Here is a 12666-nt window from a genome sequence, read left to right on the forward strand (position 1 = left end):
CATAACGGCGCTTTCGATAGAACAAATACGTTGTCCGTTCGAAGAGTTTAAGGTGTTGGATTTTTTGGGTTCGATAGTCATGAATGCGTTGGGTCCACTCACCGCACGACTTACATTTATGACTCTTCTTTGGAACCTCCACATAAAGATGAAAATCTCCACCGATTTCTTCACTTTTCTTGATAATTACACTTTGTAGTCCTGGTATCGGGATGTTAGAATACACGTACACGCAACTCCTTTACTGATTTGTTTCTCGTCAATTCAAGTGTAGTAAAGATTGGAGCTTGCGTGTTTTTTTATGCCAAATTTTCTACGTACCCCAACAAATATTTTAGAGCCTTTTAATAAAGAAAACCCGTTGCATCTTTGCAACGGGTTTTTTGTTATACAGTTTCAGCTTCTGCTTCTTCTGCTTTTTGTCGATGGTATTCTTCTGCGATTTTATCGACTTCTTTTTTCAATTCTTCAACCATAGTTTCTTCAGGGACTTTACGTACAGTTTTCCCGTGGCGGAAGAGGAGCCCTTCGCCTCTGGCACCTGCAATTCCGATGTCAGCTTCACGCGCCTCTCCAGGTCCGTTAACCGCACAGCCTAACACAGCTACTTTAATCGGAGCACGGATATTCTGAATATACTCTTCTACCTCATTTGCAATTGAGAAGAGGTCGATTTCAATACGTCCGCATGTTGGGCAAGAGATTAATGTAGCGGCATCAGATGCCAATCCAAACGTCTTCAGCATTTCACGACCCACTTTTACCTCTTCAACAGGGTCTGTACTTAGGGAAACTCGAAGTGTACTTCCAATCCCCTTACTTAGGATTGCACCAAGGCCAGCAGCACTCTTAACCGTACCAGCAAACTGAGTACCGGCTTCAGTAATTCCAAGGTGTAGAGGATAAGGAATGACTTCTGCTGCTTTTTCGTAGGCTTCTACTGCAAGACTTACGTCAGATGCTTTTAGAGACACGATAATATCGTGGAAATCTAACTCTTCAAGGATTTGAATATGGTGAAGGGCACTTTCTACCATACCCTCTGCAGTCGGATAACCATACTTCTCTAGGATTCGGCGTTCTAGAGAGCCGGCATTTACTCCAATCCGAATTGGGATTCCTTTTTCTTTAGCTGCGTTTACAACCGCTTCAACTTTGTGACGACGGCCAATATTACCCGGATTAATTCGGATCTTGTCTGCGCCGCCTTCAATTGCTTTCAACGCAAGCTTATAATCGAAGTGAATATCTACAACTAACGGTATATTGATTTGTTTTTTAATATCAGCAATTGCGTTCGCTGCCCGTTCATCTGGACATGCAACACGCACAACTTGACACCCAGCTTCTTCAAGACGATGAATCTCAGCAACTGTTGCCTCAACGTCATGAGTTTTCGTGGTGGTCATGGATTGAACAACAACTTGGTCGCTGCCGCCAATCGTAAGATTTCCAACCTTAACTGGACGTGTATCCTTTCGGTGAATAACTGCCATTGAATATCGCTCCTTTAATCATGCGATTCTTTCTCAAAGTGTGAAAGATTCCTTTTACATTATAAGGGGAATCAATGAAAATGAGAAGTTAAAGCATTCATTTACAGCAAACCCACTATTGGTGATTGCTATATACAGGGAATTTATACGTTTTGTTCACTTGAACTTGATGCGGGTCTATAGTAGGGTTCAATGATTCAAAATCTAAAATCATCTGCTCCATCGTAACAGGTGGTCCTGTGCGGTTCAAGTTCTCAACTATAGAGAGCACGGTCTCTCCAGCCTTTACGGTATGCTTCACTGACTGATAGCGATTAGAAGGCTTTTCTATTTGCTTATTGTCTTCATTTACTTCAGTGGGTGCTTCTTTATTGATGTCTGTGGTATTGGCAAACACCCCAACCGTTAAATCATGTCTAATACTTAACAGAAATAAGATGACAAATGCAACTAATAGCAACCGTTTAAGCAAACCAACCAATGTACCTGCCCCTTTACAAGTTATTGTTTTACTAATTCGATGAGAGAAGGCCAAAATCTTCTTGAAACGATTGACTAGTTTTGTCGTATATATAAGTACAACGTTTGAGGAGGAGAGGGGACATGGAACCAGTGTGGCTCAGCTTTATCGTATTAGGGTTGGGGACAATGTTTTTAATCGGGGAGATGCTCGTTAACACAAGGGGGATCTTCGGAGTATTAGGATTCGGGCTTGTGACGTTGCATTTTATTTCGTATCTTTCTCCCTATATGGTGGGTATCTCTATTGTTCTATATTTTGTTGGACTGCTGTGTATCTTTATAGATGGGAAGTTTCTAAATGATGGAACGTTAACAACTCTTGGTCTTGTTAGCATGCTCATTACGGTCGGAATGAGTTCTCCTTCTTGGCAAGCGGGGTTATACGGAATATCAGGTGTTATGGTCGGTGCGGCGTCTTCCTTATTGCTATTGAAAGCATTCCCGAAACGAAAGATGTGGGACCGAATTACACTTCTTGACAGGATGACATCTGAGTCAGGCTATTCGACAGTTAATGAATCCTACCACGAGTTAATCGGGCAAATAGGGGAGACGAAAACGCCTTTACGCCCTGTTGGGACTATGCGATTAAACGATCAAGATTATAGTGTGGTTTCAAATGGCGAATGGTTAAATAAAGGGGAACAAGTTAAAGTTGTTGATGTGGATGGTACAAAGATACTAGTAAAAAAGTTCTGATTACATGAATGATTTAACATTGGTTTAACACGATGTTTACACTCCGTTGTCATACTCTAGTGTGGGATATGAAATAAAGATATGGGGTGTTCTTCGTGAAAAGACTGAAGTTTCCCACGAAATGGAAGGGTGAGCGTGTTAATGGATGGAAGGAAAAAGTACGTTTAAGAAGCCGTCTTCACCGTTCCGAGAAGGATTATTGGCATCAGTTCTCATTTCAAACTCGCTTAATCGCAATTGTAAGTATGTTAGTTGTTGCATCAATTGCAATCATAGGATTTATGTCTTATTCAAAGGCGAAGGATAGTCAAATGGAGCTGGTCAATGACCGACTCGTGCGAGAAACTGCCTCAGTCCGTGACATGGCTGAGCGGATGATGTATGCATACATTGGAGACGAGGAAGAATTTCAGTCACAGATGAACGAAGTGATTGCCTCGCAAAAGTCTGATTTAGTACAGGATGGATTTGGTGCGAAAATCCACCTACTTAAAGAGGGAGAAATTCTTGCCTTAGCGAATAACGGGAAAGAGACGAGTGATTTCCCTGAAGAGCTTGCCATTGAAATTCAAATGATAGAAGATGGCAGTGAATTTGGAGAGTTTAACGGGGAGCAAAGGATGTTTGCATACAGTGCCATACAGGAACTTAAGGGCGTATATGTAATTAGTGTTCCTGCTAAAGATTTTATGCACCCAATTAACCAGTTAGCCAAATATACGATTACCGTTGGCGTAATCAGCTTAGTACTTATCGTACTTATCGTTTCATTATTTATTCGAGCTATGGTACGTCCAATTAAGGAGTTACAACACATTATGCATGCTTCGAGTGAGGGGCGCTTCGAGGGGATTGATTCCATATCAACCACGATTCCAGAAGTTCGCTCCTTGGCTAATAGTTATAAGGAAATGACGGCTCGCATTGAATATATGCTCATGAATATAGGTGGGGCTGTGAATCAATTAGCTTCTACAAGTGAAGAGCTGGCTGTTTCATCTTGTAAATTAGGGGATAGTCAGCAAGATATGAAGAAAGAATTAACAGAAGTAGTAGAGGGGACGGAACAAACAGAAGGTACGTTCCTTGAACAGATGAGCTTGTTCTCTGAATTGAAACACTATATGGACCGTTTACTTATGTCTTTCAATAACATGTATGAGGAACAGAAACTGATGAATCAGTCGGTTTCAAGCGGGGATGAGAGTATAGCTTCCATCATGAATGCGTTGCATACCTATCACGATGGATTTAAGCAGATGACAGTAAAGATTCAAGAATTTGAAGACTACACCGTTAACATTGATGTAGCGGGTAAGATGATTCAAGATTTAGCGGAGCGTACAAAGTTACTTGCTTTAAACGCCACCATTGAGGCTGCAAGAGCGGGGGAAAATGGGAAAGGCTTTGCAGTCGTTGCGAGCGAAGTTCGAAAACTAGCCGACAATTCGAGAGAAGCTGCTATTGTTATAGATGAGAAAATGAAAGAAACCCTCGTTATCAGTCAATACTTATCAACAGAATTTCATGGGGTGTACAACCAGCTTACAACCCACTTAGACCATGCAAATTCTTCTAAAGAATCGTTCGATCATCTCAGAAAGCACATTCAAACCTTTAATGACAGTATTGATGTATCCAAGCAGGATGTTACACAAGCTGAATCGCTTATCCCCCTCATGGAGGACGCTTTCAATGAGTTTCATAAAGTGACAAAGCATACGTTGCAATCAGGAAAGCGATTAATTGAAACGTCTGATATGCAAGATCAGCAAATGAAAGAGACTGATGAAGTTCGGATAGCGCTCATTTCACTTTCAAAGGAATTATCAACCATAACAGATATAAACCGTAAACACCCTAGCCAATAAGTCAAGGGTGTTTGTTTTTGTTTCGATTTGGAATGGCCGAGACAGAAAGTAAGGTGTAGATAAGTGCCATGGTGAAATAGAAAAGAAATAATAACGATGATGAAAAGACGAATGCTTCTACGATTGCTGTTAACAGAGTAGGCAACGTGAGCGCATAGATGGCAATTTGCCAAGTATGTTTGTACGTTAGAGACTTTCCTTGTTTCTTTCCTAGGAATAGTCCTATGGCAGCCACTGCACAGCTAACCAATAAATAAATCATAATACTTGAAAGATACACCAATGAAACGGACACGATATAAGGTAAAGCTTGATTAAAACGCACAGAGATTCCTAAGGCATCAGCAAGTATGTACGGAATAAGCTGAATGCCTGTGATATACAACATATAAGCGAATACATAATGCACTTTCTGAAGTCTAAACGCTCCTATTCGTTTAAACTGATACGTACTCCAAATGAAGGACTTCCAAAAGTTCACAACATCACTCCTATAAATACCTCGCTACATCAATTTTAAAAAATCCAATAAATGAAATCAATTTAAATTTCTTCAAGTTATTTTAGGTTGCTTTGTAAAGTCTATGTAAAGATGGTGTGTAACCGACAAAAAATCCTTTACAAGGGGTTTACCATTAATTAATAATGGATAAGGGTTAGCGCTAGAACGCTCCAAAAAAAGAAAAAACTCGGATGAAGGGATGACTCCTTTTGGATATTCAAGACATTATCTTTCAGTTTGTTGGAGGATTAGGTATCTTTCTATTCGGCCTCAAGTATATGGGGGACGGTCTGCAAAAAGCAGCAGGCGACAAACTACGTACGATTTTGGACAGATTTACGACAAATCCGTTCATGGGCGTGCTAGCTGGTATTATTGTAACAATTCTAATCCAGAGTAGCTCTGGGACAACGGTGTTAACCGTGGGTCTTGTTAATGCTGGATTTATGACACTAAGACAAGCCATCGGTGTCATTATGGGTGCAAACGTAGGGACAACGGTTACGGCCTTTATTATCGGTATCGAATTAAAGGAATACGGATTACCGATTCTTGCAGTTGGTGCACTGATGATCTTCTTCTTTAAGAATAAGAAACTCAGCTACCTTGGTCAGACGTTATTCGGTTTCGGTTCATTATTCTATGGATTGAAATTAATGAGCAACGGTATGAAACCTTTACGTAGTTTAGAGGCATTCCAAGATTTAACCGTAAGTATGAGTGATAATCCTATTCTTGGGGTTGTTATCGGTACGATATTTACGGTAATTGTACAAAGTTCTAGTGCAACAATTGGGATCTTACAAGGATTATTTGAACAAGGAGCTATTGATATTAATGCTGCTCTTCCAGTACTATTTGGAGACAATATCGGTACGACAATTACAGCAATCTTAGCTTCAATTGGTGCGAGCGTAGCAGCAAAACGTGCTGCATTTACTCACGTAATCTTCAACGTGGTAGGGACAACCATCTTCTTAGTTGGCTTAAGTCTCTATACACCGGTAGTAGAGTTCGTGAAGGATGCACTTGGGTTAAATGCAGAAATGACAATTGCTTTCGCGCATGGAATCTTTAACTTGACTAACCTTATTATTCAGTTTCCGTTCATAGCTGTGCTAGCGATAATTGTAACGAAGTTGATTCCAGGGGAAGATTCTGTAGTCGAATCAAAACCAAAACACTTAGACCCAATTTTCATTGAACAATCACCATCTCTTGCCCTTGATCAGGCTAAGAACGAAGTGATGCGAATGGGTGAATTTGCATATCAGGGTCTAGAAGAAGTTTCCCTTTATATGAACAATCACAGTCGTAAGCACGCGGATAAAGTCATGCAGATTGAAGAAGCGTTGAATAATCTAGACAGACAGATTACAGATTATCTCGTGAGCTTATCTAGTTCATCACTAACAGAACTAGAAAGTGAAAAGCATACAGCCTTACTTGATGCTGTACGTGACTTAGAACGAATTGGTGACCACATGGAGAATATGGTGGAACTTGTAGACTATAAAGTATCCAATAAAGTGGACCTTACAGAAGAAGCACAAGCTGACTTGAACGATATGGTTAATCTTACGATGATTACAGTGAAGCAAGCTGTTCGTACTCTTGAAACAATGGACCGCGAAGAAGCGCTCTCTGTTACACGCAAGGAAGATCAAATTGACCAAAACGAGCGTTTATATAGAAAGAAACACATCCTTCGTATGAATGAAGGGAAATGTTCTGGAATGGCTGGCATTGTCTTCGTTGACATGTTAAGTAACCTTGAACGTATTGGAGACCACTCTGTAAATATCGCAGAAGAGGTTCTTGGGAAAGATAAAGAAAATGTAATGTAAGAGGTGAGGGAGTGATACTCCCTCATCTTTTTTTGGGGTTGATTGAATAGATTCCTTTACAAACAACATACCTATGCTAAATTAGATAGAAGAAAAGAAAGGCTAGTTAATCATGGTTGTAGTAGATAATCTTGTTATTATCAATATTTTTTTCATTTAAATCGTTGACGAAGTAGGGGGGGCGTGGTAATATAAATATTGTCGCTTTGAAGACAACGACGTTTTACTTCTCGTTAATAAATTGAAATTAACTATTGACGTGTTACTCTATACGTACTACAATGTAACAGTCGCGTTGAAAACATTTTATTTATTCCAACGTAGCTCAGTGGTAGAGCAATCGGCTGTTAACCGATAGGTCGCAGGTTCGAATCCTGCCGTTGGAGCCAAATGGCGGTGTAGCTCAGATGGCGAGAGCGCACGGTTCATACCCGTGAGGTCGTGGGTTCGATCCCCTCCACCGCTACCATATTCTTATACTAGCTATACATACTTTCATAATGGCGGTTGTGGCGAAGTGGTTAACGCACCGGATTGTGGTTCCGGCATTCGAGGGTTCGATCCCCTTCAATCGCCCCATATTGAAAGGACCCTTAGCTCAGTTGGTTAGAGCTATCGGCTCATAACCGATCGGTCGCAGGTTCGAGTCCTGCAGGGTCCACCATCGTACGGAGGAGTACCCAAGTCTGGCTGAAGGGAGCGGTCTTGAAAACCGCCAGGAGGTTCACGCCTCGCGGGGGTTCGAATCCCTCCTCCTCCGCCATTTTTTTACTCATAAATGGGATTATTATCGAAAAGCAGAAAGCTTCTAGTAGAATAATCATCATCGCTTTGAGCACAAAAGAATTAACATCTTGAATACGCTTCTGATTCACAATAAGAGGAGCGGAATTTTAATAAACATGGCTCGGTAGCTCAGTCGGTAGAGAAACCGTAAACCTCACTGAATCATCTTCATTGTAGGTTTTGCGAAAAGCAGAAAGCTTCTAGTAGAATGATCATCATCGCTTTGAGCACAAAAGAATTAACATCTTGAATACGCTTCTGATTCACAATAAGAGGAGCGGAATTTTAATAAACATGGCTCGGTAGCTCAGTCGGTAGAGCAACGGACTGAAAATCCGTGTGTCGGCGGTTCGATTCCGTCCCGAGCCACCATTCCTATATTTTTGAGTGTGTTTCAGCTACTAGGCTGAAATTTTTTTGTGTTTAAAGACGTTTTAAATGCACACACGAGGGTAAATTAAAATGTGAATTGTAGCCTTGAAATTTAGCAAACCATATTGTTTGCAAGCAATGGAGCGTTTTGATACGCTTACAATGGAGCTAGCGAAAGTAGCTTTAGGTTACATACTTTTAAAGGAGGAGATTCAAGATGGCTAAATTTGAACTACCAGAACTACCATATGCATACGATGCACTTGAACCTACGATTGACAAAGAAACAATGAATATCCACCACACTAAACACCATGCAGGTTACGTGAACAAGCTAAACACTGCGTTAGAAGGACACGCTGACCTTCAAGATAAATCCCTTGAAGAACTTCTAAGCAACAACCTAGAAGTAGTACCAGAAGACATCAAAACTGCTGTACGTCGTAACGGCGGCGGACATGCAAACCACTCTCTATTCTGGACAATCATGTCCCCGAATGGTGGCGGCGAACCTACTGGTGAACTTGCTGAGAAAATCAGCAGCAAATTCGGTAGCCTAGACGAATTTAAAGACCAATTTGCAAACACTGCAGCAGGCCGTTTCGGTTCTGGTTGGGCTTGGTTAGTTGTGAACAATGGCGAGCTTGAGCTAATTGATACACTTAACCAAGATTCTCCACTTATGGAAGGTAAGACTCCGATTCTTGGTCTTGATGTTTGGGAGCACGCTTACTACCTAAATTATCAAAACCGTCGTCCTGATTACATTTCTGCATTCTGGAATGTAGTAAATTGGGATGAAGTTGCACGTCGTTACGAAGCAGCTAAATAATAACAAAGGAAGAAGGTGCAGCCTATGGCTGTGCCTTTTTTTATGGATACAATCCTTCTAGTGTATATAGCGACCTCACTCTTTTAGCGCATAAGTCATTATTGGTTTGAAGAGAATAAGGAGTAGCTACTGGAGGGATTGTGTTATGAAAAAGGGTATCGCACGTCTATTAGGTGATGTGGAAGTAACGCGTGATTTGATACTGTTACTGACGATAGGTGGGCTCTACTCGTTAGGGATCTTCCTTTCAAACACATTTGTGAACATATATCTTTGGAAACAGTCAGGTGAGTATTTGGCTATTGCCATCTATAACCTATCCATATACATTGCTCAGCCTCTAACGTTTATCTTAGCGGGACGGTGGGCGAAGAAAGTAGACCGTGTCGTTGTACTAAGGCTTGGGGTTATTTTTTTGTCTATATTCTTTATTACTGTATTAATAGTAGGAGAACAGGCAGCTACATATAAAGTGCTATTAGGTGCTTTGCTCGGGGTAGGCTACGGATTTTATTGGCTTGCGTTTAACGTATTAACATTTGAAATCACCGAGCCAGATACAAGGGACTTCTTTAACGGCTTCTTAGGGCTGCTTCAGTCGTTTGGTGGAATGATTGGCCCTGTTCTCGCAGGTTACATTATATCAAGTATGGCGGCTAATACTGGCTACACAGTGATATTCACAATATCATTTAGTTTATTTGCTCTAGCAGTGCTAAGTAGCTTCTTTCTACAACGAAGGTCAGCAAAGGGGAATTTTTCTTTCCGGCGCATTATTCATGAAAGAAAGCGTAATCCGAATTGGAATCGCATATTGTGTGCTCATATCTTTCAAGGATTGAGAGAGGGGACATTTCTATTTGTAATCGCCATCTGGGTGTTTATTGCTACGAAGAGTGAATTCGCGTTAGGGAAATTTAATTTAGTCTATTCTGCTGTATCCTTCCTTTCTTATTTTATCGCAACGCGGTTTATTAAGCCTCGATATAGGAAGCGCTCTATATTTATTGGAGGACTTATGCTATATGTAGCCATTTACCTCATCTTGTTTAATGTATCGTACCCGATTCTTCTATTGTACGCGGGCATCATTGGAGTGGCTTATCCAATTATCTATGTTCCATATTTATCATTAACGTATGATGTGATAGGCAAAGCATGGCATGCGGCTGAAATGAGAATTGAATACATTGTTGTGAGGGAGTTATTCCTTAATCTTGGAAGGATAATTTCAATTGGGTTCTTCATGTTAGGAGTCACATGGTTTAATCCAGAAACGAGCATCCCCTTCATCTTAGCCATTGTGGGGATTGGACACTTTGTTATCTACTTCTTTATAAGAAACGTTAAATTTCCAATTCAATCTGATGAAGAGAAAATATTTGTTAAGAGTAAATTGGCGGATAATGACAATCGGTAATTGTTAAGAATGTAGGATAGTGATGAGGCTGGAAGGCGTGATATAATAAGGTATCAACAAGGTTAAATGAGGGTGAAATATGGGGAATAACCACAAAAAGACAAAAACACAGCTCCCTTTTAGGCTAAATATTTTATTCTTTACGGTCTTCCTATTGTTTTCGACGCTTGTCTTGCAATTGGGGATTGTACAGATTCTAAATGGAGAGGACCTTCAAGAGGAGATTAACAAGACTGACAAGGTAATTACGAAGAATCCTTCACCTCGTGGAGAGATTTACGACCGTAACGGGGAAGTTGTTGTAAGTAATGAACCGCTCTACTCCATTACATACACACCAACTCAAGCAACGTCCTCCGTACAGAAACTAGAAGTGGCAAAGAAATTATCTAATTTAATTGATATGCCAGAAGACAAGCTTGATGATATCACAGTAAGTGATCGAAAGGATTATTGGTACTTATTGAAGGAAATGAACGAAGAAGACCCTTATGAAGGAATAGTGAGTGACGAGGAAAAAGCTTCTTCTGACGACGCTTATGGATTACTTATGGACCGTTTAACGGAAGAACAACTTTCTTATTCCGGTTCACAAATGAATGAGATTGCCATTTTACATGAGTTAATGACTGCTTATGCACTTGCACCTCATCCAATCAAGAATAAAGGGGTCACGCAAGAAGAGTATGCAAAGGTAGCTGAGCACTTGTTTCAGTTACCGGGTGTAGATGTTACAACAGACTATGACCGAACGTATACATCTGAGTCAACCTTTAAATCATTCATAGGGAAGTATGAAGAAGGGATCCCGAAAGAACAGAAGGATTTCTACTTGAGTCATAACTACAGCTTAAACGACCGTGTAGGCATAAGTGGCTTAGAGAAAGAGTATGAATTGCAACTTGCTGGACAGAAAGAAATTGTTGAACATACGACAGATAAAGCTGGCAACCTTATTGATTCCAAAATCGTGAATGAAGGAAAACCTGGGGATGATCTAGTTCTTTCTATAGATATGGAGTTCCAACAACGAGTGGACGAAATTCTGAAAGAAGAATTTAAGGCAGCGATAGACCTGGACCCATTTGAGAACAAATATATGGATAGTGCGATGGCTGTCGTTATGGACCCGAATACGGGAGAAGTGCTTGCTGCCTCTGGCCAAGAGTATAACAGAGAGACGAATGAATTTCGCGATGTAGCAACAGATACGATTTACAACGCATACTTGCCTGGCTCCACCGTTAAGGGCGCCACTATCCTTGCTGGGTTGGATTCCAGTGCTATCGATCCTGGTACCACGTTTCAGGATGAACCTATACAAATCAAAGGCACAGCAACCCTTGCTTCATACAAGAACTTTGGTTATTTAAATGAAGTAGACGCTCTTGCTGTGTCATCAAACGTATATATGTGGAAGACAGCCATGCGGATGATGGGGAACGGTGAATATGTTCCAAACGATACATTGTCCTATGATGAAGGAAGCTTTGAAGAGATGCAGAATTATTTCAAACAGTTTGGACTTGGGGTTCAGACAGGGGTTGACATGTATCCAGAAGAAGCAGTCGGTGTTAGAGATACTCCTAAAGAGAATAAGGGTGGGCAAATGCTCAACTTCTCAATTGGGCAGTATAATACGTATACCACTATGCAACTAGCGCAGTATGTGTCCACTATTGCGAATGGAGGATACCGTGTAAAACCAAACATTGTGAAAGAGTTCCGTACACCAAACGCACAGGAAGAAGAACTTGGTCCCATTGTGAAGAGTTATGAGACGGAAGTTCTAAACAAGGTCTCTATGTCCGATGAGGATTTAGCGCGCGTTCAGCAGGGGTTCTTTGAGACGTTTAATACAGAGAAAGGTACGGCTGATGGGTATTTCTCTGGAAAGTCAGACTATGTGGCAGCAGGGAAGACAGGTACAGCTCAAGAGCAGAAGTGGTTAGATGTAAAGAATGATGAAGGAGAAATAACGGGCTATAAACCAGTCGATGTTGAGAATCTGACTTTAGTGGGGTATGCCTCAGGTACGTCTCTAGATGAGCCTGATCTTGCATTTGCTGTTGTAGTGCCTTATGCAGGTATTGAGGCCCGTCACTACATCAACAAGTTGATAGGGGAGAGAATCTTAGATACCTATTACGAATTACAGAAGACCACAGGTGATTCGGATGAAGAAGATTCAACGGAAACAGAGTAAAAAACATTAATAATACAATACTTACAGAAAGACAAGGAGATGCATCATGCATATTCTTGTCTTTTTTTGTAGAAAACTAAACCAGAACGATGTGAGTAAATTATTGCTGTGAC

The 12666-nt window shown here is 40.8% G+C and carries 10 protein-coding genes and 6 tRNA genes; 12 read left to right on the forward strand and 4 right to left on the reverse strand.

Annotated features, from left to right (window positions below):
* The 3 genes from H513_RS0112170 to H513_RS20915 form a co-directional block, all read right to left on the reverse strand.
* The coding region (locus H513_RS0112170; RefSeq protein ID WP_161625305.1) for a transposase family protein at positions 1–232 on the reverse strand (232 nt) is incomplete at its 3' end.
* 154 nt (positions 233–386) lie between these two features.
* Positions 387–1496, reverse strand: coding sequence for a flavodoxin-dependent (E)-4-hydroxy-3-methylbut-2-enyl-diphosphate synthase (ispG, locus tag H513_RS0112175; protein ID WP_026801003.1), 1110 nt, complete (start codon positions 1494–1496; stop codon positions 387–389).
* A 115-nt stretch (positions 1497–1611) separates the two neighbouring features.
* The gene (locus H513_RS20915; protein ID WP_051239957.1) at positions 1612–1977 is read right to left on the reverse strand and encodes a hypothetical protein; all 366 of its coding nucleotides are present in this window, start codon (positions 1975–1977) and stop codon (positions 1612–1614) included.
* 122 nt (positions 1978–2099) lie between these two features.
* Here H513_RS20915 and H513_RS0112185 point away from each other — a divergent pair, with 122 nt between their 5' ends.
* Positions 2100–2717: an NfeD family protein gene (locus H513_RS0112185; RefSeq protein ID WP_026801004.1), complete on the forward strand. Its 618-nt coding sequence runs from the start codon at positions 2100–2102 to the stop codon at positions 2715–2717.
* A gap of 95 nt (positions 2718–2812) precedes the next feature.
* Positions 2813–4588, forward strand: a complete 1776-nt coding sequence (locus tag H513_RS0112190) for a methyl-accepting chemotaxis protein (protein ID WP_026801005.1) — start codon at positions 2813–2815, stop codon at positions 4586–4588.
* A 1-nt stretch (position 4589) separates the two neighbouring features.
* Here the strand turns inward: H513_RS0112190 and H513_RS0112195 are convergent, their stop codons facing one another.
* Positions 4590–5069, reverse strand: coding sequence for a DUF1189 family protein (locus H513_RS0112195; protein WP_026801006.1), 480 nt, complete (start codon positions 5067–5069; stop codon positions 4590–4592).
* Between the two features lie 230 nt (positions 5070–5299).
* Here H513_RS0112195 and H513_RS0112200 point away from each other — a divergent pair, with 230 nt between their 5' ends.
* From H513_RS0112200 to H513_RS0112245, 10 genes are all read left to right on the forward strand, one after another.
* On the forward strand, positions 5300–6937 hold the full coding sequence (locus H513_RS0112200) for a Na/Pi cotransporter family protein (protein WP_026801007.1): 1638 nt from the start codon (positions 5300–5302) through the stop codon (positions 6935–6937).
* 314 nt (positions 6938–7251) lie between these two features.
* Positions 7252–7326, forward strand: a tRNA-Asn gene (locus H513_RS0112205).
* A 3-nt stretch (positions 7327–7329) separates the two neighbouring features.
* A tRNA-Met gene (locus H513_RS0112210) sits at positions 7330–7406 on the forward strand.
* Between the two features lie 34 nt (positions 7407–7440).
* A tRNA-His gene (locus H513_RS0112215) sits at positions 7441–7516 on the forward strand.
* Positions 7517–7524: 8 nt separating this feature from the next.
* A tRNA-Ile gene (locus H513_RS0112220) sits at positions 7525–7601 on the forward strand.
* 6 nt (positions 7602–7607) lie between these two features.
* Positions 7608–7700: transfer RNA gene (locus tag H513_RS0112225), tRNA-Ser, on the forward strand.
* Positions 7701–8019: 319 nt separating this feature from the next.
* Positions 8020–8095: transfer RNA gene (locus H513_RS0112230), tRNA-Phe, on the forward strand.
* Positions 8096–8312: 217 nt separating this feature from the next.
* Positions 8313–8927 (forward strand): superoxide dismutase, encoded by a 615-nt coding sequence (locus tag H513_RS0112235; protein ID WP_026801008.1) that lies wholly within the window; start codon positions 8313–8315, stop codon positions 8925–8927.
* A 145-nt stretch (positions 8928–9072) separates the two neighbouring features.
* On the forward strand, positions 9073–10347 hold the full coding sequence (locus H513_RS0112240) for an MFS transporter (protein WP_026801009.1): 1275 nt from the start codon (positions 9073–9075) through the stop codon (positions 10345–10347).
* 79 nt (positions 10348–10426) lie between these two features.
* The gene (locus tag H513_RS0112245; protein WP_026801010.1) at positions 10427–12553 is read left to right on the forward strand and encodes a peptidoglycan D,D-transpeptidase FtsI family protein; all 2127 of its coding nucleotides are present in this window, start codon (positions 10427–10429) and stop codon (positions 12551–12553) included.
* Positions 12554–12666: the final 113 nt, after the last annotated feature.

The organism is Pontibacillus halophilus JSM 076056 = DSM 19796 (genome assembly GCF_000425205.1).
Taxonomy (GTDB): Bacteria; Bacillota; Bacilli; order Bacillales; family BH030062; genus Pontibacillus_A; species Pontibacillus_A halophilus.